We start from the raw sequence: 22,032 nt of genomic DNA, 5'->3' as shown, positions 1-22,032 counted from the left end.
GGTGGCGGCGCCGATCATGGCTATCGGCGGCATCGTTATGGCGTTGCGCCAGGATGCGGGTATGTCGTGGCTGGTGGCCACGGCGGTGTTGGTGCTCACCGTGGTTGTCGGTATCACTGCAGCGCCGCCGACCCGAGCTTCCCGCGTGAGCGCAAGAAGATCGTCGAGTGGGAAGACATGCTGGGGCACTCCACGCACAAGCGCGAGGGTTAATCAAGACGGCACCTTCTAGATCGACAACTCGTGGTCGGGGCGACGTCATTTCGAATCAACAGACATTTCGTTGCCTTCATGTCGATTTTTACGGTGAAAATCGACATGTCAGCTTCTGCGATCACGATTCGGGTAATAGGCATCCCAGCCCGCGTCGGGAATTCTGCTACTAGCTGCGCCCTTCTCAGGATCGGTTTTCGGATCTCAAACCCGAGGTCAGCTACGATAACCCAACCTGGGGGACCTGCACAAAGTAGCAGAAGTCCAGAGGCCGAGGAATGTGGATAGGGCCGCACTTCAGATAAGCTCAGCTTCCCTCACCAAGAGTGCCAGTTGAACGCGGTTACCGATTCCGAGTTCATCAAAAATCTTCGTCAAGTGGGTTTTGACCGTAGCGGTTGATAACAACATCGCTCTCGCTATCTCCTGATTAGTTAAGCTCTGTGCAACTAAGATCGCTATTTCCGTTTCCCTTTCGCTAAGGCCCGCTAGGGCCTGTTGAGCTTGAACCCGCCGATTAACCTGGCCGTCCCGGGTGTACGCGTCAAGCAGGATGCGAGTATGACGAGGGGAAAGAGTGACCTTGCCAGCGGAGGTGTCCCTAATTGCTTGGATTACGGATTCAGGAGGCGCGTCTTTCAATAGGAACCCGATAGCACCGGCCTCAAGGACCTCCATGACGGTCGATTCGTTATCGAATGCAGTCATCATCAATATTGCTTGGCTATGCCCAGTCTTGAGAATCGATTCGGCAACTTGAAGGCCTCCAACGTTTGGCATCCGGACGTCCAGAACAACCACGTCGGGACGCAGACTCGGAAGCTGATCAATAGCCTCAGCACCGCTTCCTGCTTCGCCGACAACTTCGATATCGTCGGTCGCTTGGAGTATGAACTTCAAGCCCCGGCGAACCATCGGATCATCATCCACTAGGTACACACGTATCATCCGATGGTTTCCCTACGCGATCACCGATTTAGGCCAAGGGACTATAACGTGTAGTTCAAAGCGACCGGACCGTTCTCCAAACCGCACAACGCCACCGAACTTGCTTACTCGCCGTTCTACCCGTTTCAAACCCGTCCCACGGCGCTTCTTAACTAGATCTCCCGATTCAACCTCACGCACGGAGTTCTGGATATAGATTTGTAATTCGCCTCCTTCGCTGCCACTCAGTTCAACAGAAATCGGGCTTTGTGGAGCATGAACACTAGCATTGGCTAGAGCCTCTCGAACTACTTGCGAGACGAGCTGGCGCATTTCCCGTGGCATTTCATCCACCTGGCGAAGCGATCTAGTGTTCAGCGTAATGTCGGCCCCGCTTCTCCGATTTTCAGCCACGATCGCAGCTAAATCTTCGGGGGCCTGGAAAGCCGACGCATCGTCCAAGCGGTCAATAAGAACTCTGAGGTCCGCTAACGTCTCTACCGCGGTCTCTCGTATCAATTGGGCGTTCTCCTTGATCACGTCGGGGCCAGCTTCGGAGTTGACCTCGAGGCCACCCGCTTGCAGTGACAACAGCGCTAGCTTATGGCCAACATGATCGTGCGCTTCATTGGCGATCCGGGCTCGCTCCCTGAGGACGGCCTCTGTAGCCACCCTTTGCCGCTCTAGCTCTTTATGCTGCGCAATCACCCGGTACGACTCAACCAGATTTCTATTGTAGGAAATAACCAGCCCAGCCAGGAACGGCGCAATGACGAGAACCGTGCCTTCAACCAGCCAGGCAATAGTTGGATCATTGGTTTCCTTCTCACCCGCCTGAACAGTGACGATCGTTTCCTTCTCCGACCACCCGACTCGGCAGAGGACGAAGGCAGCGACCACAGCCGCGAAACTGCCCCATCCTCGCTTACGCAGTGCCAAGTTGAACACGGTCGGAAGAAAGAAGACGTTAGTTGCAAAAAGAGCACAAACTGCTGGCGGAAAAAGAACCAGAAAGGGATGTCGTTTGCGTTGAAATTGCAGCGCGATCATCAATGCGATTAGCGCTATTAACGCCACCCGACTTTGCTCGCTAGCTCCGCTCAGTGAGACGAAACCGATCAAGCAGATTGACGCAAGGTAGATGAGGTCGCTCCACGTCTGACCCCCAAAGGGACCGTCACCCGAATCTGAGACTACGCGCTCCAAAGTGACACCCCCTTTTAGTCGCAAAGATCCTTGACCAGCAAGAAACAGGCGGAATATTGCGCAATTCTAGCTCGACAACACACACTCGGGCAACTAAGGATTCATAGCTACTTGGCCAAATTTAAATGTCCAGTTGGCCGATACCCGGATCGGACCCGGTAATTCAAACTGAGGATGGCGGTCAAACGATCGCCCTCCCCACTGAAGTCATCGGAAATAGAAAGGAGTACACGTTGGACAAGGAAAACGTTGCCCCGTTCGAAATGGAGCAGATCGACTACCCGGTAATCGAGGAAGACGCTCCAATGCCCCCATTGAGCCAGGAGATGGTCCGACAGGAAGCAAAGCAGGGGCTTCTCGAGATCAGAGATTTTGTGACCGGGGACGAGTTTGTCGCGATGCTGCAAGAACTGTATGCGCTACCGGTTCAGGAACGCGACGAGTTCGTTCGAGGCACGATCCTCGACGAAGATGAGTTAGAAGATCGAGGTATCCATGTGCCTGAGGGCCTGAAGATCCAACGTTCGCGGTTTGGCGACGGCCGACCCACTCTGTTTTGCGTGGCGAAACTCTTGTCAGACGGGGTCAGGAAAGTGACCTACACGTTCGACAGCGACGCGGCACTAGCTTAAGAGGTGCACCTGTGGAAGTGACTAAGAAATTCACAGATAGCGCCAGTTTTCACGGCGCAACTAAAACTGAGCTCGAGTCGAATGATGCTGGTCGACGACTGTTCGGGCTTGCGAATCAGGCGGCTCTTTTTCCGCACCAAGGCGAAATCTTTCTCAACGAGAAGAAATTGGTCCTTGGTGACTGGCTGACTCTGCGGCCCACTGATATCCAGGATGTTGACGTCGAGTTCACACCCGAGTATGGACGCTTCACAGCGGGCGGTAGCCGAGGCGGATTTCCCTCTCTCGGATTCATTAGGGATCTTGGTAAGCCCCTGAACCTCTATCTCACTAACGGAGACAGAATCTCGCTTCTAGTGAACTTCAGACTCGTCAGTGGAACTAACGACAATAAGTCCTGGCTCGAGAAAATTCGCTCGTTCGCCAACATCGGATGACTCCCTTTGTTCACCCCAAGCAAATCATTGCAATACCAGAAAGGATTCACCATGTCCGTAAATACCACGTTCAACAAGATCGACAGCGAGATCGCCGAGGTAGAGCTTCGCATCAACAAGGAAACGATCACGAAGCAAATCGATGACTTCATCGAAGTTATCGCTTCTGATGGGTTCATCGGCTACATCAACGATGTCGCTCAGCTCCCCACCCCATGCGAAAAGGAAGGAGCTTACTACAAAGACCGCCAATCTCGAGACTTTGCGAGAGCGCGGAGTGCCAGTTCCTGACGGACTGCGATTCACAACGCGCGAATTCGAGCTACCCGAAGATGGTCGTGAGGCTGAGGGTCCCCTGCTCAAGGTTCGACCGGAACCTGATCCGCGAATGGGAGGCTGCATCAGCATCGGTTTCTACGTCTGCGCCAGCTACGGCAACTAGCTAAAGTTGCGCCCTAACCCTAGGTGGCAGGCTGGTTGTGGGCCAGAACCCGAAGGAGGTCCGCACCCATGTCCCCACACGATATTCCCCCGCTGATCCCCAAGCCACCAGAGAAGGATTGGGCCGATTACAACACCAACCCCGACCCCGGCAGGACTCGTAAACGTCGGCGTGCAAGCATGCTTTCTGCACGCGATGTGCTGGCGTTGCCGACTGTCACCCTTGCACCCGGTGCCACGCTTTCCGATAGTGAGTTGGTCATGCCGGATGCTGCGGCAGTCGTGTTTATCCCCAACACTGAATGCTCATGTACGGTAAAGAAGCAAGCAACCGAAAACAATAGATAGACCGCCAGCACTACACTATTCCGAACCAAAGACCAAAAGATAAGCATTTTGAGAAAATCTAAACTTTTGGATTTTCCTACAATGCCGACTACGGCGGAATCCCTCCCACTCCTTATATATTTCTTTCTGTATACATTGAATTTGTATTTAGTAAAATGCAGACAACACCACGGATCGGCTTTTGGCTGGACAATTCCAACCAAACACCGCAGCAGACAGTAGAAACCATTCTGAACGTTAGGAAGCCGGTATGATTGTTACATATAAGGGGAAGAAAAATTTCTTTTAGATACTTGTTTTCCTAAAACTGATGTGATATAATAATTCAATTCCAGAAAAGGAGTAAAAAATATGCGGCAAGGTATTCTTAAATAAAACTATAATCAAATAGTGGGAACAAAGGATTATGATAGTCCCTTTTGTAGGGGCTTAGTTTTTTGTACCCAATTTAAGAATACTTTTGCCTTATCAATTTTGACATATCCCCAAAAACAGCACTCACAAACAGGTGTATGCTGTATATGTGTATGTCCGCAAATTATCATCCCCAGTGGTAAAAGTATTTTACTGCTGGGGATTTTTATGCCCTTCGGGGCATAAAAGGGAGGACAATCACATGAAAATAATCAATATTGGAATTCTTGCCCATGTAGACGCTGGAAAGACGACCTTGACGGAGAGCCTGCTATATGCCAGCGGAGCCATTTCAGAACCGGGGAGCGTCGAAAAAGGGACAACGAGGACGGACACCATGTTTTTGGAGCGGCAGCGTGGGATTACCATTCAAGCGGCAGTCACTTCCTTCCAGTGGCACAGATGTAAAGTCAACATTGTGGATACGCCCGGCCACATGGATTTTTTGGCGGAGGTGTACCGCTCTTTGGCTGTTTTAGATGGGGCCATCTTGGTGATCTCCGCTAAAGATGGCGTGCAGGCCCAGACCCGTATTCTGTTCCATGCCCTGCGGAAAATGAACATTCCCACCGTTATCTTTATCAACAAGATCGACCAGGCTGGCGTTGATTTGCAGAGCGTGGTTCAGTCTGTTCGGGATAAGCTCTCCGCCGATATTATCATCAAGCAGACGGTGTCGCTGTCCCCGGAAATAGTCCTGGAGGAAAATACCGACATAGAAGCATGGGATGCGGTCATCGAAAATAACGATAAATTATTGGAAAAGTATATCGCAGGAGAACCAATCAGCCGGGAAAAACTTGTGCGGGAGGAACAGCGGCGGGTTCAAGACGCCTCCCTGTTCCCGGTCTATTATGGCAGCGCCAAAAAGGGCCTTGGCATTCAACCGTTGATGGATGCGGTGACAGGGCTGTTCCAACCGATTGGGGAACAGGGGAGCGCCGCCCTATGCGGCAGCGTTTTCAAGGTGGAGTATACAGATTGCGGCCAGCGGCGTGTCTATCTACGGCTATACAGCGGAACGCTGCGCCTGCGGGATACGGTGGCCCTGGCCGGGAGAGAAAAGCTGAAAATCACAGAGATGCGTATTCCATCCAAAGGGGAAATTGTTCGGACAGACACCGCTTATCCGGGTGAAATTGTTATCCTTCCCAGCGACAGCGTGAGGTTAAACGATGTATTAGGGGACCCAACCCGGCTCCCTCGTAAAAGGTGGCGTGAGGACCCCCTCCCCATGCTGCGGACGTCGATTGCGCCGAAAACGGCAGCGCAAAGAGAACGGCTGCTGGACGCTCTTACGCAACTTGCGGATACTGACCCGCTTTTGCGCTGCGAGGTGGATTCCATCACCCATGAGATCATTCTTTCTTTTTTGGGCCGGGTGCAGTTGGAGGTTGTTTCCGCTTTGCTGTCGGAAAAATACAAGCTTGAAACAGTGGTAAAGGAACCCACCGTCATTTATATGGAGCGGCCGCTCAAAGCAGCCAGCCACACCATCCATATCGAGGTGCCGCCCAACCCGTTTTGGGCATCCATCGGACTGTCTGCTACACCACTCCCGCTTGGCTCCGGTGTACAATACGAGAGCCGGGTTTCGCTGGGATACTTGAACCAGAGTTTTCAAAACGCTGTCAGGGATGGTATCCGTTACGGGCTGGAGCAGGGCTTGTTCGGCTGGAACGTAACGGACTGTAAGATTTGCTTTGAATACGGGCTTTATTACAGTCCGGTCAGCACGCCGGCGGACTTCCGCTCATTGGCCCCGATTGTATTGGAACAGGCATTGAAGGAATCAGGGACGCAACTGCTGGAACCTTATCTCTCCTTCACCCTCTATGCGCCCCGGGAATATCTTTCCAGGGCTTATCATGATGCACCGAAATACTGTGCCACCATCGAAACGGTCCAGGTAAAAAAGGATGAAGTTGTCTTTACTGGCGAGATTCCCGCCCGCTGTATACAGGCATACCGTACTGATCTGGCCTTTTACACCAACGGGCAGAGCGTATGCCTTACAGAACTGAAAGGGTATCAGGCCGCTGTCGGCAAGCCAGTCATCCAGCCCCGCCGTCCAAACAGCCGCCTGGACAAGGTGCGCTATATGTTTCAGAAGATAATGTAACGTCTTGCGCAATGCAAGCGTTCATTGCTGGCTATTGCGAAATATCATTGCGTAACCACCTACGAAGTAGCCCCGATTACAAGCGGGGCTACTTGCCTACGAATGGTACTTAGATGAAAACACCTCAAGTCGCTGTAAAACTTTCTAATCTTAGCAAGAGGTATGGTTCGACTCTCGCACTCGATGACATCAATGTAGAGGTCCCCGCAGGGACAGTAGTGGGTCTTGTGGGGTCGAACGGTAGCGGAAAGTCCACACTTCTACGCCTTATTGCCGGAGTCGAACGCCCTTCCCACGGGGAAATCGAGTTCTTCGGGAAAAACCTCGCCTCCAGCGAAACTATAGGGAGCGGGACTGGAGCTGCAATCGACGCAATGGCGCTTTGGCCGCGCTGGTCAGTCAAACGAACTTTGACATACCTTGGTCAACTTACTGGGCGAACGGACGAGGAAGTCAAGGACGTAATTAAATCCCTGTCGTTGGGTGAGTATTCGTCGAGAAAAGTTCGGACGCTATCGCTTGGAAACCGTCAACGGGTGCAAATTGGTGCCGCTTTGATTAATGGTTCACTCCTTACCATTCTTGACGAACCAATGAACGGTTTAGATCCCCAGGGGCGCCTGCTTATGCGAAACCTCATAGAGCAGTTACCAACTGACGAACGCACTGTCTTAATCTCAAGCCACGACCTCAATGAAATTCAAACCCTTTGCTCCCACATCATCCACCTGGAACGCGGAAGAATGATTTTTGCTGGTGAGCTCGCTAGCTACGTGGGGGAAGCGAAAACTTTCTTAGTACATTATCCGCCGGAATTGAGTGAGGCGATCAGTTCCATCATTGATCATCGACTTGTCCGAACTGGCTCACACAACCCTGGCGTGCTGGAGGTGGACGATCAGAATGTCGAAACCCTACGGACCCTAATGGAGGAGCACTCCATTCCGGTCTTGAATCTGGAGACGAAGAAGCACACTTTGGAGGATCAGTTTCATGCACACGGCAGACCGTAAGACGGTGGTCAAAGTCGAAACCAGAAGGTGGTTACTTCATCCGGGAGTCTTTGCTCTACTCGTAGTTGTGTCGTTACTAACCGCACTGTTGTCATACGCCGCAGTCATGGCATCAAGCGGGGCCTCCTCAGATGCCGGTGCGGTCTCGATCGACACCACGGCAGCACTCGGGCCCGACTCAGAAGATCCGGAGAAGCTGGATCTCGCCGCAACCTCGATCTATCTACTAGCGCCACTTGCCGCTTCACTCCACGGCGTTCTTTTCGCTGGAAGCGAGCTCTCATCGGGCGCTCTGCTCAATATTGCGGTCGCGGCGCGGCGTTTGAGAACGATCTTCGCCGTTCGGGCGCTATCTCTGGTACTTTTGTCGTTAATAACCGGAGCAATCCTAACCGCATTATCGATCGCTGGGTTGACGACAGGTTTGAGGCAAGCCGAAGTACCAAGCCTCACCCCCGAAGCGCCCCTTGGTACCGTCATCCTGGGCGGATCCATTCTCTACGCCACCGTTGCCGTGATCGCATTTGCGGCAGCAACACTGCTAAGACGGTGGGTCGTCGTTTTGGTTGCACTCGTAGCTTATTTCGTCGTTGCAGAACCCCTGTTAGCTTCAATGCTGTCCGAACATGCTTCGAAGTGGTTGCCTCACGTTTCGCTTGGAAAGTGGGTGGACTTTGAGCCCGAGAGGCGATTCGCTTTCCCAACTATGGTTCTGGCACTTTTGGCTCTGGTCACTGCCGTGGTTGGCACGCAGCGTGATCGAGCTGCGAGGTAAGACCGTTTTTGTGAATTCAGGAGACTAGATGGATCTCATCCGCCTCACCGCGCGCTTTGGCAAGCGGTACAGCGGCAAGATCGCGCTGGTGATCGTGCTCCAGCTGGTCACCACCCTGGCCACGCTGTACCTGCCGGATTTGAACGCGGACATCATCAACAACGGTGTCGCGCAGGCCGACGTGCCGTACATCTGGCGGGTCGGCCGCACGATGCTGGTGGTGGCACTGGTGCAGATCGCCGCGGCGATCGCGGCGGTGTGGTTCGCCTCCCAGGTGGCCATGGACACCGGCCGTGACATCCGCGCGGCGGTGTACGAGCGCGTAACGGGCTTTGACCACGAGGACATGTCACACTTCGGCACCGCCACCCTGGTCACGCGCGGGACGAACGACGTGCAGCAGGTACAGATGACGTTCCTGCTGTTCATGAACTTTATGGTGGCGGCGCCGATCATGGCTATCGGCGGCATCATCATGGCGTTGCGCCAGGATGCGGGCATGTCCTGGCTGGTGGTCACGGCGGTGTTGGTGCTCACCGTGGTTGTCGGTATCACTGCGGCGCTGTTGATGCCGATGTTCCGCAAGATGCAGTCGAAGCTGGACAACATCAACGGTCTGCTGCGCGAACAGATCGCCGGCATCCGTGTGGTGCGTGCGTTCGGCCGCGAGGAGTTCGAGGCGCAGCGTTTCACGGAGGCCAACGAGGACATCTCCAGGCTGAGCCTGAACATCGGCCGGGTGTTTGTGACGATGTTCCCGGCGATCATGCTGATCCTGAACCTGGCCACGGCGGCGGTGTTGTGGTTCGGCGGGCATCGTGTCGACGACGGCCTGGTCGAAGTCGGCTCCCTTACCGCGTTTATGCAGTACCTGATGCAGATTCTCATGGCGGTGATGATGGGTGTGTTCATGCTCATGATGCTGCCGCGCGCGATCGTGTGCGCCACCCGCATCGAGGAGGTGCTCGGGCATGAGGTGAAGGCGCCGGCGACGGTGGGGTCGTCGATAAGCAGTGGCGTCGTGCGCTTCGAGGATGTGTCGTACACCTACCCCGGCGCGGAAAAGCCGGTGCTGGAGGGGATCTCGTTTGAGGCGCGTCCGGGCACGACCACGGCGATCATCGGCGCGACCGGCAGTGGCAAAACCACGCTGGTGGGACTGCTGCCGCGGCTGTATTCGCCCACGTCAGGGCGTGTGCTTATCGACGACACCCCGGTGACCACCATGTCTCGCACGGATCTCGTGCGGGCGGTGGCGATGGTGCCGCAGAAGCCGTGGCTGTTTTCGGGAACGGTGGCGTCGAACCTGCGCATGGGCAACCCTGAGGCGACCGATGCGGAACTGTGGGCGGCGCTGCGGACCGCGCAGGCGTCGTTCGTGGAGGATCTGGACATGCCGATCTCCCAGGGAGGCACGAACGTTTCCGGTGGTCAGCGCCAGCGTCTGTGCATTGCGCGGATGCTGGTGGCGGATCCGAAGGTGTATGTGTTCGACGACTCGTTTAGCGCACTGGATGCCACCACCGAGGCAAACCTGAACGCCGCGATGCGCGAGACGGTACAGGACCGGACGGTGATTGTGGTGGCGCAGAAGGTGGCGTCGATACGCAATGCGGATCAGATCCTGGTCATGGAGGCCGGGCGCATCGTCGCCCGCGGCACGCATGAAGAACTGCTGGCGCAGTCCGAGACCTACCGTCAGATCGAGCGCAGCCAGGCGGAGGTGGACGCATGAGTGAGCAGATGACCGAGTTGTCTGACGAGCAACTCGCCGAATACGAAGCGAAAATGGCCGGCGACGACTACTCCGGCAAGGCGCCGCGCAAGGCGAAGAACTTCTGGCCGTCCGCGAAACGCCTGCTCGGGCTGCTCGCCCCCTACAAGGCTGCGCTGACGGCGGTGTTTGTCATGAACGCCCTGTCCGTCCTGTTGGGCGTGCTTGCACCTCGCGTGATGGGCCGCGCCATGGACGTGATCTTCTCCGGCGTGGTATCCAAGCAACTCCCGCCCGGCACCACCAAGGAGCAGGCCGTCGAGGCGATGCGCGCGGCCGGGCAGGACCGGTTCGCAGACATGGCCGGCGCGATGGAACTGACCCCGGGCAGCGGCATCGACTTTGACCGCCTGCGCGACCTGATCGTGCTGGTCCTGGCGCTGTATTTGGCTTCTGCGGTGCTGATGTGGGCCCAGGGCGCGATCCTGAACAAACTGTCCATCCGTGCGGTGTTCAGCCTGCGCGAACGGGTTGAGGCGAAGATCAACCGTCTGCCACTGTCCTACTTTGATACCCGTCAGCGTGGCGACGTCATGTCGCGCACCACCAACGACGTAGACAACGTCCAGCAAGCCCTGCAGCAGTCGTTGTCCTCGCTGTTCAACGCGATCCTGACCGTGGTGGGCATCCTGGTGATGATGTTCGCCATCTCCTGGCAGCTAGCGCTTGTTGCCCTGCTTGCCATCCCGCTGACCGGCCTGGCCATGGCGGTTGTAGGTACGCGCTCACAAAAGCAGTTCACCACCCAGTGGAGGGCCACCGGCGACGTCAACGGGCACGTGGAGGAGTCCTTCTCCGGCCACGACGTGGCGGTCATCTTCGGTCGCACCGACCAACTGCGCGAACAGTTCGACGAACGCAACGAGGAACTCGCAGGTGCTGCTCAGAAGGCGCAGTTTTTGGCCAACTCGATGCACCCGATCATGCAGTTCGTCTCATACCTGTCGTACGTGGCCATCGCGGTGCTCGGTGGTGTGAAGGTCGCTTCCGGCAGGCTCACGCTTGGGGATGCCACCGCGTTTATCCAATACCCCCGCCAGTTCAACCAGCCGCTCGGGGAGATCGCCGGCATGATGCAGATGCTGCAATCCGGGGTCGCGTCCGCCGAGCGCGTCTTCGAACTGCTTGACGCGGAGGAAGAGCCGCGGGAGCAGGGGTCGTCGTCAAGCAAACGCTTCAACGGGCTGGTGGAGTTCAACGACGTGTCCTTCTCGTACACGGACACTCCCCTCATCCGCGACCTGAACCTGCGCGTCGAGCCGGGCCAGACCGCCGCGATCGTCGGCCCCACCGGCGCTGGCAAAACCACGCTGGTGAACCTGATCATGCGGTTCTACGACGTCGACGCGGGTGCGATCACCATCGACGGCACCGACATCCGAGACATGCCTCGCGCCGAGCTGCGTAGCCAGATCGGCATGGTGCTGCAAGACGCCGTGCTGTTCAAGGGCACGATCATGGAAAACATCCGCTACGGCCGCCTCGACGCCACCGACGAGGAAGTCATCGAAGCTGCGAAGGCCACCTACGTGGACCGTTTCGTGCGCGCGCTGCCCGAGGGGTACGACACCATCGTCGACCAAGACGGCGGGTCTATCTCCGCAGGTGAGCGCCAGCTGATCACCATCGCGCGCGCGTTCCTCTCCCAGCCCGCCCTGCTGATTCTCGACGAAGCCACCTCCTCGGTGGACACCCGCACCGAGGTGCTGGTCCAGCAGGCGATGAACGCGCTGCGCTCCAACCGCACCTCGTTCGTTATCGCGCACCGCTTGTCGACGATCCGCGGCGCCGACACCATCCTCGTCATGGAAAAGGGTGCCATTGTGGAGCAAGGCAACCACGCTGAGCTCGTCGCAAAGCAAGGCGCATATTGGAAACTGCACCAATCGCAATTCGGGGAGGACTAGGAAAGTTCTCCCAGCGTTCACCCAGATTTCACTCTGCGTGTGTACGGTCAGCGCGAACGACTGCCGTACACGAGTGATTGGGCGAGCATGAACACACACGCAGCGGGCGGGGGCACCGCGCTTAAGGAAGCAGCACCAGAAAACCCGGAGAACACCGCCACCCGGGAGGATGACGCTCCCAAGGATCCACTGGGCTTTTTGTCTCTCGACGGCGCCGCCAAGCAGGCCGCGAACTGGATCGCCGTAGCGCTCGGCGTTTGGCTGCTACTCAACGGCGTGGGCATGATCGGCGACGGCTTCAAAATGGTCGCCGGCGACCAGGCCGAAGAACTGTTCTCGTTTGCTGAGAACCCGTTCGTTGGCCTTGCGATTGGTGTGGTGGCCACGGCGATTATTCAGTCGTCGTCGACAACCACCTCGATTGTGGTCGGCATGATCGCCGGTGGCCTACCGCTGAGCATTGCGGTGCCGATGCTGTTCGGCGCCAACATGGGCACCTCGGTGACCTCCACCCTGGTCGCGCTCGGCCTGGCGGGGAACAAGACCCAGTTCAAAAACGGTTTCTCCATGGCAACCGTGCACGACTTCTTCAACCTCATCGCCATCCTGATCTTCTTCCCGTTGGAGATCTTCACCGGGTTCCTGTCGCGCACCGCGTCGGCGATCGCGCCGTCGCTGAGTGGTCAGGGCGAAGGTGTTGTCGCCGGTGCCTTCGAGGCCATCGGCGACGCGCTGGACACCATCACCGAACCGCTCGTTGCCCTGGCTGGCAACCTCGTTTCCCCGCTTGGCGATATGTGGGGCGGCATCGTACTTTCCATCATCGGCATCGCACTGATTCTGTGGTCCATCCAGTTCATCGGCAACCTGCTCAACGCCCTGCTGGTGGGCAAGGCCCAAGAGATCCTCTACGCCGCGCTGGGCAAAAACTCGTTTGTCGGCCTGCTCTCCGGCGCGGTAATCACCACCCTGGTGCAGTCCTCCTCCACCACCACCGCACTGACGGTGCCGCTGGCGGCCTCCGGCAAGTTCGAGGTCCGCACGCTGTTCCCGTTCGTGGTCGGCGCGAACATCGGCACCACCGTCACCGGCCTGATCGCCGCGTTCGCTGTCTCCGGCGCGGACGCCGAAGCCGCCATGGCAGGCGCGCTGGTGCACACCCTATTCAACGTGTGCGCCGCAGCCGTGATCCTTGGCATCCCGTTCATGAGCAAACTGCCGCCGGCCGGTTCTGACTGGCTCGCCGGCCTCGCCGTAAAGAACAAGCTCTACGTCTTCCTCTGGATCGGCGGAGTGTTCTTCGCCATCCCAATCCTCGCCGTTTTCATCTCCAACGCGCTCACCTAAGGAACAGCACCATGACCGACGCGAACCAGACGCCAGACCTGTCGCCCATGGCACAGGAACTCATCCAGAATGAAGCCCCCGACAACGCCCTTGTGGCACTGCTCAACGAGCTCGAGGAAACCGCCGCAGAACTTCGCGACGAACTCGCCGCCCGCCACGCCACCAACCAGACACTGCTTAGCGACGACACCGACGCCGACACCGACCACCACGCGCGCTACAAGAAGACCAACCCGAACGTCACCCCAGAGCAGGAAGAAGAGCTGGAGAACTTCCCCGAATACTGGGCCAACGCGCAAGGGTCCTGGTCGAGCCTGTTCAAACTGCTTCGCGAGTTCCGCGTCGAAATGCGAAAGGGTCACAACGATGCCAACGATGCGTAAAACCCTCACCGCCGCGCTCGCGGCCGCGGCGGCGCTGACGCTGGGCGCTTGCGCCGGTTCCGGCTCTGGCACTGGCTCCGGTTCCGGTTCCGGCGAGGCGTTCACCATCACGGGGTCGTCGACAGTCGAGCCCATCACGCGCTACATGCTCAACCGCTACAACTTCGACGCCGCGCTTGAGGCAGTTGGTTCGACCGACGGCTTTGACAAGTTCTGCGCAGGCGACGCCGACATCAACAACGCCTCCGTCGCCATTCCCGGCAGCGAATCCTCCGTGGACTACCAGGCACAATGCGCCGAGTCCGGCGTGGACTTCTTTGAGTTGCCGATTGGTCTGGACGCGATCACCATCGTCAAACACGCCGACAACGACTGGGCCACCGACCTGACCGTCGAGCAACTCCACGACATCTGGTCGAAGGAATCCACCGTCACCACCTGGTCCGACATCGACCCATCTTGGCCGAACGAGACCATCAACCTCTACGGACGCCCCGCCGGCTCCGGCACCCTCGGCGTGTTCGAGGACATGGTGCTTGGCAACGACACCATCCGCGACGACTACCAATCCAGCGACGACATCCAAGAACTGTCCACGTGGGTCTCCGAAGACGTCAACGGCCTGAGCTTCATGGGCATCGGCAACTACCTAGCCACCGAGGGCACGGTGCGCAACAAGATCGACAACGTACTCGTCGACGGCATCGCCCCCACCGCCGACGAAGCCAAGAGCGGCAACTACCCCCTGTCGCGCCCGCTGTTCATCTACGTCAACGCGGAATCGGCGAAGAAGGACAACGTCGGCGAGTTTGTCACCACCTACCTCGACAACGCCGAAGCAGTCATGCCGCGCGTGTACTTCTACCAGCTGCCCGAGGAGGTCTACGACGCCACAAAGCAGCGCTTCGCCGACGGCACCACAGGTATCGACGAACAGTGGCACGCATTGAACTAACATCACGTCCATGAGCACCCCTTACGGCAACTTCCGCATCGGCGACCAAGAGCGCATGGACGCCATGGACATCCTCGGCCGCGCGCTCGGCGAAGGCCGGTTGGACATGGCCGAGTTTGACAACCGGTGCCAAGCCGTCGCCGAGGCCCAAACGCAGCAGGACCTGCAGCCGATTTTGGGGGATTTGCCGACGGGCCGGGGCGGTGGGGTCGTCGATAAGCAAGTGTCCGACGATGCGGTCCTGTACAGCCAAGCCGAAATCATGCAGGCACGCCGCTCCGGGCGCCGCACCCGCGCCGGCGTGTTCTGGCTCGGCACCATCGGCTCCATCGGCCTGGTGAGCATCTTCGGAGCCGCGGGATCAACTGCGCTGTCCGGCCTGTCGATCCTGCTCATCCCCACCCTGTTCATCCTGCTCTACGTAATGAAGGTTGGGCCCGACTCCTGGTACACCCCCAGCCTGCGCCAACTCGAACAACAGCGCCGCCAAGAAATCAAACGCCGCCAACTCGAAATCGAAGCCGCCCAGGTCCACCAGCAGGCCCTCATGCGCGCGCAACGCAAAGACCAAATCAACCAAATGACCAACGACGCACTCAACATCGCGCAAGACACCGTCAATCGCTTCCGCCGGAAGTAGACCCGGCCTACAGTGGTAACCCATGAGCGAGCCACTGAAACCGCACCGCCACTTCGACCAGGCGGAAAAACTCAAGAACGTCTTCTACGACATCCGCGGCCCCGTCACCGCCACCGCCGAGCAGATGGAACGTGACGGGCACACCATTTTGAAACTCAACACCGGCAACCCCGCCGTGTTCGGTTTCGAGGCGCCCGACGTGATCATGCGCGACATGATCGCCAACCTGCCCACCTCCCAGGGCTACACCACCTCCAAAGGCATCACCTCCGCCCGCCGCGCAGTGGTCACCCGCTACGAAATGATCGAAGACTTCCCGCACTTCGACATCGACGACGTCTACCTCGGCAACGGCGTGTCCGAACTGATCAGCATGGTCACCCAAGCCCTGCTCAACGACGGCGACGAAATCCTCATCCCCGCCCCCGACTACCCGCTGTGGACCGCCGCCTCCACGCTCGCCGGCGGCAACGTCGTCCACTACCGTTGCGACGAAGAGGACAACTGGAACCCGTCCCTGGAAGACATTCGGGAGAAGGTCACGCCGCGCACCAAAGCGATCGTGGTCATCAACCCCAACAACCCCACCGGCGCCGTCTACTCCCGCGAGATCCTAGAAGGCATCGCCGACATCGCCCGCGAGCACGAGCTCATGGTCCTTGCCGACGAAATCTACGACCGCGTACTTTACGACGACGCCAAGCACATCTCCATGGCCGAAGTCGCCCCCGACCTCCTCTGCATCACCTTCAACGGCCTGTCCAAGGCGTACCGTGTCTGCGGGTACCGCGCCGGATGGATGGTCGTAACCGGCCCGCGCCGCCGCGCCAAGGGATTCATCGAAGGGCTTGATCTGTTGTCGGGTACCCGCCTGTGCGCCAACGTGCCCGGCCAACACGCCATCCAGGTCGCCTTGGGCGGCCGCCAGTCCATCTACGAGCTCACCGGCGCCGGCGGCCGCCTACGCAAACAGCGCGACATCGCCGTCCGCAAACTGCGCGAGATCCCCGGCATCTCCGTCGTCGAACCCAAGGGTGCGTTGTACTGCTTCCCCAAAATCGACGCCGAAATGTACAACATCCACGACGACGAACGATTCATGCTCGACCTCCTCAAATCCGAGAAGATCCTCATGGTCCAAGGCACCGGCTTCAACTACCCCACCCCCGACCACTTCCGCGTGGTCACCCTGCCGTGGGCGTCCCAGTTGGAAAACGCCATCGAGCGCCTCGGCAACTTCCTGGCGGACTACCACCAGCACTAGGGGTTGTTGGCGGTTGGTTGGCGGTTGGCGGTTGGGCGCCGCTTCCTGCCGGTGCCTCCCCTTCCGGCGCCCCTTTCCGAAAATAGTTCCCGGCCGGGGAACTATTTGGGGGCTTCGACCCTTTCTCGCCGGCATTCCCCCAGGTCGGCACGCCGTTGAGACAAAATAGTTCCCGGTTTCGCCCTGAGGCCGGGAACTATTTTGCACGCCCGCCGGCTACGGGCGTTAAGGCGCGTTTCCTGACACATTCCACAAAATCTGTCAGGGCCAATTTCTGACCAGGCGCGATGCCGGTCGCTGACACATTCCGCCGCAATCTGTCAGCCGCGAGGGGTTGTGAGTGGCCGACACCTACCCCGACTTACAGCAGCACAAACCCCTTGACCCCCAACAGGCACTGCCATAGTATCGACGAGGAATTGTCCCCGGAGGAAGGAGTAGGCCGTGCTCATGTTCCGTGTTTCCGCCTAACACGAAACAGAAAGTTGAATGAGCATGCCTATTTCCCTAAATAACGTCTCCCTCGAGTGGCCTAACGGAACCTCCTGCTTCTCGGACTTGAATGCCATATTTTCAAGTCACTTGACCGGCTTGATCGGCGATAACGGTTCCGGAAAAACGACTCTGATCAGGGTCATTCTCGGCGAGCTACAGCCGAGCACGGGTTCGGTCGAACGCCCGTTGAAAATCGCTTACCTACCTCAGGATCTTGGACTGCAACCGGACACTACGGTTTCGGACGTCTTTGGGGTTACCGAAATCATCGAGGCAATCAACGCCGTCGAAGGTGGCCAGTTCAATCCCGAATTGTTCGAGCTTATTGGCGACCGGTGGGATGCTGCTGAAGAGACTCAGGCTGTGCTGTCCGCTCACGGCCTCCCGCTCAACTTGGACAGGCCGCTGTCCACCATGTCCGGTGGAGAGGCTGTTCGTGTTGCACTAGCTGCGCTCATGTCTGACAACCCCGATTTCATCGTGATGGACGAGCCAACAAACAACCTCGATTCGGAAGCAAAAGCCCAGCTGATCCATTCTCTTTCCAAATCCACTGTTCCTGCAATTGTGGTGAGCCACGATCGCGACTTGTTGGATTCCGTGGACGAAATTGCAGAACTTCACGACGGGAAGCTACGTCTTTTCCCCGGCAACTACTCCGCCTACCGCGAAACTCTGGCCAGCGAACAGGACGCAGCGATGCGGGAGGTGCGGGACAAGAAGGCGGTTCACAGTAGGCAGGTTCGGGAGCGTGAGGCGATGCAAACTCGCATTGCCCGGGACGCTCGTCGCGGAAAGAAGTTCGCGGCTAACAAACGCAAACCTGGTATGGCGATGGGGCTGGACAAGGATCGGTCTGAGAAGACTGCTGCTCGGCGTGGTGCGGCTCATGCCGAGTCTGTGGAGTCGTCTCTCGCTGCGTATCGGCACGCGCAAGACAAGGTTCGCGACGATCAACATGTGTTCATTGAGCTTCCCGGTACGGCGCTTCCGAACGGAACCCGTGTTATGGAAATCCCAGGGCTCACTGTTGTGGGCCCCGAGCGTGTCCGGATCACTGGGCCGAACGGCAGCGGAAAGACGACCCTGCTCAACTCTGTTGCAGACGGTAGCGCGGGGTATGTGATTAGGAATGTGGGGTACCTCCGGCAACGCATTGTTCTTGACCCCAACCGGTCAGTTTTGGAATTGGTCTCGGAGGCCAACGCGTCTGCTGACCCGCAGTATATTCGGGACCAACTCGCGCAACTGTTGTTTCAGAATGAGACTGTGCACGCGCCTATTGGAACGCTTTCGGGTGGTGAGCGTTTCCGCGTTGAGTTTGCCCGCGTTCTTCTTTCGTCGCCTGCTCCGCAGCTATTGCTTCTCGACGAGCCCACCAACAACATCGATATCTCAACCGTGAACTGGCTTGTCTCCGCTCTTGAGAGTTATGCAGGTGCGGTTCTTCTCGTCAGCCACGACGAAGACTTCTGTGAGCGTATGAACCTTGACAGGGAAGTTTCCATCGATGATCTGACCTGATGGCCCCTGCAGCTCCCGCAAAATAGTTCCCCGTCCGGGAACTATTTGGGGTCTTCGACCTCTCCTCACCGGCATTCCCCCAGGTCAGCACGCCGTTGAGGCAAGAAAGTTCCCAGTTTCGCACTGAAACCGGGAACTATTTTGCATGCCCGCCTGCTACGGGCGTAGCACCCCACCTACACCGGACGGAAGGTATCCGGCGACGCGGCCTTCCACTCCTGTGCCCAGGATGACGGCGGGTCTTCGAGCAGCTGGCCTGGGCGCAGCCATTCGTAGATGGAGGCGTAGGAGCGGGACTCGGTTGGGGAGATGTTGCGGCGCAGCATCTCGGGGGTGAGATCGGCCGGGTCGGTGACGCCCATGGAGGCCATGAGGCGCACGGCGGTGTTGACGGTGGTCTTGTGGTAGTTGTACACCGCTTCGGACTTGTCCTTGACCACGACGGCGCGGTTGCGGCGCGGGTCTTGGGTAGCCACGCCGGTGGGGCATTCGCCGGTGTGGCAGCGTTGTGCCTGGATGCAGCCGACGGCCATCATCATGGCGCGGGCGGAGTTGGTGTAGTCGGCGCCTTGGATCATGCGCATGACGATGTCGGAGCCGCCGGCGACTTTGCCGGATGCGCCGAGTTTGATTTGGTCGCGCAGGCCGGTGCCGACGAGTGCGTTGTGCACGGTCATCAGGCCGTGGGTCAGTGGCATGCCCATGTGGTCTTCGAAGTCGATGGGGGCGGCGCCGGTGCCGCCTTCGGAGCCGTCGACGACGATGAAGTCGGGTGCGGTGCCGACCTCGCGGATGGCCTTGCAAATGGCAAGCACTTCTCGACGACTCGACACACACAACTTGAACCCCGCCGGTTTACCGCCGGACAGCTCGCGCATCTTCGCGATGAACTCGATCAACTCGACAGGGGTGCTGAACACGCGGTGGGCTGCGGGGCTGATGCAGTCCTTGCCCATGGGCACGTCGCGGATTTCGGAGACTTCTTTGGTGATCTTGTCGGCTGGCAGCACGCCACCGATGCCCGGCTTGGCGCCCTGGCTGACTTTCAGTTCGACCATCTTGACCTGGTCGTCGGCGGCGCGGTCGCGGAACTTAGCGGGGTCGAAGTCGCCGTCGTGGGTGCGGGCGCCGAAGTAGCCGGTACCCATTTGCCAGACGAGGTCGCCGCCGAATTCCTTGTGGTAAGGGGAGATGCCGCCTTCGCCGGTGTTGTGGGCGAAGCCGCCCATGGCTGCGCCTTTGTTCAGGGAGCGTACGGCGTTTTTGGACAGGGAGCCGAAGCTCATGGAGGACACGTTCAGCATGGAGATGGAGTACGGCTGGGTGCAGTCCTTGCCGCCGATGAGGGTGCGGGGCGGTTCGGAGGGTTCGTCGACAGGCGCGAGCGTATGTACGAGGTGTTCGTGGTTGGTGGCGTAGACGTCCTGGACGGTGCCGAAGGACGTTTCGCTTTGCATGCCCTTTGCGCGTTCGTAAATTGCGTTTCGCTGGTCGCGGTTGAAGGGGCGGCCGTCCCAGTCGCGCTCGATGAAGTATTGGCGCAGTTCGGGGCCGATATCGGTGAGCAGGGTGCGCATGTGCCCGAGTACGGGGTAGTTGCGCAGGACCGGGTTTTTGGTCTGAGTGAGGTCGTGGATGGCCACGCCGCCCAACGCCGCTGCGACGCTGCCGAGGGCGACCTTGGCAAAGTTTCCTGACTTGTCCTTAGGCATGCGCCCCATCATGCCTTAATAATCTGTAGTTGTTGACAGGCACGCGGTTTCGTCGACTAGAGGGTGCGTCCGAGCGCCCGCATTTCCCATCCGGCGTTGCGCCATTGTTGTACGTCCAGGACGTTTCGGGCGTCGATAAGCAATTGCTTTTCGACGACCCCAGCAACCCACTCCGGATCCATCTCCCTAAACTGCCCCCATTCGGTAGCGAGGATGGTCAGCTCCGCGCCGCGCAGCGCCTCTTCGAGCGTGTCGGCGTAGTCCAGGGTTGGGAAGACCTTGCGGGCGTTGTCCATCGCCTGCGGGTCGAAGACGGTGACGTTCGCGCCGGCCAGGGAGAGTTGGCCCGCCACGGCAAGGGCTGGCGAGTCGCGCACGTCGTCCGAGTTCGGCTTAAACGCTGCACCCAGCACCGTGATGTTGCGGCCGATCAGGCTGCCGAGTTCCTCGCGTGCCATGTCGACCACGCGCTGGCGGCGTCGCATGTTGATCGCATCCACCTCGCGCAGGAAGGTCAGCGCCTGGTCGGCGCCAACCTCGCCGGCGCGCGCCATGAACGCACGGATGTCCTTCGGCAGGCAGCCCCCGCCGAAGCCGAGGCCGGCGCCGAGGAATTTGCGGCCGATGCGGTCGTCGTAACCAATCGCGTCTGCGAGTTGGGTCACGTCTGCGCCGACGATCTCGCAGACCTCGCTCACCGCGTTGATAAACGAGATCTTCGTGGCCAAAAACGCGTTCGCCGACACCTTCACCAACTCCGCCGTCTGCAGGTCGGTGACGATAAACGGGGTGCCGTTGGCCAGCGGTTTGGCGTAAATCTCGCGGGCGACGGCTTCGGCTTGGCTTTCTCCGTGCGTGGCGCTTGCGCCTCGCACACCGAGAACGATCCGGTCCGGCTCGATCGTGTCCTTGACGGCGTATCCCTCACGCAGAAACTCCGGGTTCCAGGCGATCTCCACGGTCGCGCCGTCCTGGGTGAGGTTATCGGCGCGTTCCTGCAGTGCCGCTGCAGTGCCAACCGGGACCGTGGACTTGCCCAGGATGACGTGGTGACCGTGCAGTTTGGGCACGAGGTCGTCGATAACCGCCTCGACAAAGCGCGTATCCGCCGCATACGACCCGCGCTGCTGCGGCGTGCCCACCCCGATGAAGTGCACGTTGGCGAAGTTGGCGGCCTCGTCGTAATTCGTCGTAAAGCTGAGGCGACCTGCGTCGATGTTGCGCTCCAGCACTTCCGGCAGGCCCGGCTCGTAGAACGGCACCTTGGAGTTCTTCAGCGCCTCGATCTTGTGCTCATCCACGTCGACGCCGAGCACCTCGTGGCCCAACTCCGCCATGCACGCCGCATGCGTCGCGCCAAGATAACCAGTGCCGATCACAGTCAGTCGCATGGTGGCCATTATGCCGTGGCGGTGTTGGCACTGCAGGGTGAGCGCGGTGGTGGGGTTGATCGTCTAGTTCCCTCGGCAGGCTGCTAGACGATTCGCACCGTATTGCAAACCA

General features: G+C 58.7%; 20 protein-coding genes. 16 read left to right on the top strand and 4 right to left on the bottom strand.

The window, feature by feature from the left end; all coding sequences use genetic code 11:
* The coding region (locus HMPREF2734_RS11860) for an ABC transporter ATP-binding protein (RefSeq protein ID WP_168163618.1) at positions 1-232 on the top strand (232 nt) is incomplete at its 5' end.
* Between the two features lie 278 nt (positions 233-510).
* On the opposite strand, the gene HMPREF2734_RS09805 is transcribed toward HMPREF2734_RS11860, so the two are convergent.
* Entirely contained in the window at positions 511-1,143 is a 633-nt protein-coding gene (locus HMPREF2734_RS09805; protein WP_246816819.1) for a response regulator, read from the bottom strand.
* Positions 1,144-1,173: 30 nt separating this feature from the next.
* Entirely contained in the window at positions 1,174-2,262 is a 1,089-nt protein-coding gene (locus HMPREF2734_RS09800) for a sensor histidine kinase (RefSeq protein ID WP_141750470.1), read from the bottom strand.
* A gap of 317 nt (positions 2,263-2,579) precedes the next feature.
* Here HMPREF2734_RS09800 and HMPREF2734_RS09795 point away from each other — a divergent pair, with 317 nt between their 5' ends.
* From HMPREF2734_RS09795 to HMPREF2734_RS09725, 15 genes are all read left to right on the top strand, one after another.
* Positions 2,580-2,978 (top strand): hypothetical protein, encoded by a 399-nt coding sequence (locus HMPREF2734_RS09795; protein ID WP_141750469.1) that lies wholly within the window; start codon positions 2,580-2,582, stop codon positions 2,976-2,978.
* 17 nt (positions 2,979-2,995) lie between these two features.
* Positions 2,996-3,415, top strand: a complete 420-nt coding sequence (locus tag HMPREF2734_RS09790; protein WP_168163617.1) for a hypothetical protein — start codon at positions 2,996-2,998, stop codon at positions 3,413-3,415.
* A 51-nt stretch (positions 3,416-3,466) separates the two neighbouring features.
* Positions 3,467-3,706: a hypothetical protein gene (locus HMPREF2734_RS09785; protein WP_070570685.1), complete on the top strand. Its 240-nt coding sequence runs from the start codon at positions 3,467-3,469 to the stop codon at positions 3,704-3,706.
* A 219-nt stretch (positions 3,707-3,925) separates the two neighbouring features.
* A complete protein-coding gene (locus HMPREF2734_RS09780; RefSeq protein WP_005391230.1) occupies positions 3,926-4,204 on the top strand; it encodes a hypothetical protein in 279 nt (92 codons plus the stop codon).
* A gap of 616 nt (positions 4,205-4,820) precedes the next feature.
* The gene (gene tet(W) / locus HMPREF2734_RS09775; protein WP_070570683.1) at positions 4,821-6,740 is read left to right on the top strand and encodes a tetracycline resistance ribosomal protection protein Tet(W); all 1,920 of its coding nucleotides are present in this window, start codon (positions 4,821-4,823) and stop codon (positions 6,738-6,740) included.
* A 113-nt stretch (positions 6,741-6,853) separates the two neighbouring features.
* Complete coding sequence (locus HMPREF2734_RS09770; RefSeq protein ID WP_070570680.1) at positions 6,854-7,753, top strand: ABC transporter ATP-binding protein; 900 nt, start codon at positions 6,854-6,856, stop codon at positions 7,751-7,753.
* Positions 7,734-8,528: a hypothetical protein gene (locus HMPREF2734_RS09765; protein ID WP_070570678.1), complete on the top strand. Its 795-nt coding sequence runs from the start codon at positions 7,734-7,736 to the stop codon at positions 8,526-8,528. Before HMPREF2734_RS09770 ends, HMPREF2734_RS09765 begins: the two co-directional genes overlap by 20 nt.
* A gap of 28 nt (positions 8,529-8,556) precedes the next feature.
* Complete coding sequence (locus HMPREF2734_RS09760; protein WP_070570676.1) at positions 8,557-10,263, top strand: ABC transporter ATP-binding protein; 1,707 nt, start codon at positions 8,557-8,559, stop codon at positions 10,261-10,263.
* Positions 10,260-12,209, top strand: a complete 1,950-nt coding sequence (locus HMPREF2734_RS09755) for an ABC transporter ATP-binding protein (protein ID WP_070570674.1) — start codon at positions 10,260-10,262, stop codon at positions 12,207-12,209. Before HMPREF2734_RS09760 ends, HMPREF2734_RS09755 begins: the two co-directional genes overlap by 4 nt.
* An 87-nt stretch (positions 12,210-12,296) precedes the next feature.
* Entirely contained in the window at positions 12,297-13,556 is a 1,260-nt protein-coding gene (locus HMPREF2734_RS09750; RefSeq protein ID WP_070570672.1) for a Na/Pi symporter, read from the top strand.
* Between the two features lie 11 nt (positions 13,557-13,567).
* Entirely contained in the window at positions 13,568-13,939 is a 372-nt protein-coding gene (locus tag HMPREF2734_RS12100; RefSeq protein ID WP_070570671.1) for a hypothetical protein, read from the top strand.
* The gene (locus tag HMPREF2734_RS09740) at positions 13,932-14,894 is read left to right on the top strand and encodes a substrate-binding domain-containing protein (RefSeq protein WP_168163616.1); all 963 of its coding nucleotides are present in this window, start codon (positions 13,932-13,934) and stop codon (positions 14,892-14,894) included. The genes HMPREF2734_RS12100 and HMPREF2734_RS09740 overlap by 8 nt, the downstream gene beginning before the upstream one ends.
* 10 nt (positions 14,895-14,904) lie before the next feature.
* Positions 14,905-15,534, top strand: a complete 630-nt coding sequence (locus tag HMPREF2734_RS09735; RefSeq protein WP_070570667.1) for a DUF1707 SHOCT-like domain-containing protein — start codon at positions 14,905-14,907, stop codon at positions 15,532-15,534.
* A 22-nt stretch (positions 15,535-15,556) separates the two neighbouring features.
* Positions 15,557-16,798 carry a pyridoxal phosphate-dependent aminotransferase gene (locus HMPREF2734_RS09730; protein WP_070570665.1) on the top strand — a complete coding sequence of 414 codons (1,242 nt, stop codon included), beginning with the start codon at positions 15,557-15,559 and terminating at the stop codon, positions 16,796-16,798.
* A gap of 495 nt (positions 16,799-17,293) precedes the next feature.
* Complete coding sequence (locus HMPREF2734_RS09725) at positions 17,294-18,817, top strand: ABC-F family ATP-binding cassette domain-containing protein (protein ID WP_070570735.1); 1,524 nt, start codon at positions 17,294-17,296, stop codon at positions 18,815-18,817.
* Positions 18,818-18,993: 176 nt separating this feature from the next.
* Here the strand turns inward: HMPREF2734_RS09725 and HMPREF2734_RS09720 are convergent, their stop codons facing one another.
* Both HMPREF2734_RS09720 and HMPREF2734_RS09715 read right to left on the bottom strand, forming a co-directional pair.
* On the bottom strand, positions 18,994-20,529 hold the full coding sequence (locus tag HMPREF2734_RS09720) for an FMN-binding glutamate synthase family protein (protein WP_246816818.1): 1,536 nt from the start codon (positions 20,527-20,529) through the stop codon (positions 18,994-18,996).
* 56 nt (positions 20,530-20,585) lie between these two features.
* Positions 20,586-21,920, bottom strand: coding sequence for a UDP-glucose dehydrogenase family protein (locus tag HMPREF2734_RS09715; protein WP_070570733.1), 1,335 nt, complete (start codon positions 21,918-21,920; stop codon positions 20,586-20,588).
* Positions 21,921-22,032 lie beyond the last annotated feature (112 nt).

It is taken from the genome of Corynebacterium sp. HMSC055D05 (genome assembly GCF_001810365.1).
GTDB classification, from domain to species: Bacteria; Actinomycetota; Actinomycetes; order Mycobacteriales; family Mycobacteriaceae; genus Corynebacterium; species Corynebacterium coyleae.
This window is presented reverse-complemented; position numbering and strand designations above follow the sequence as displayed.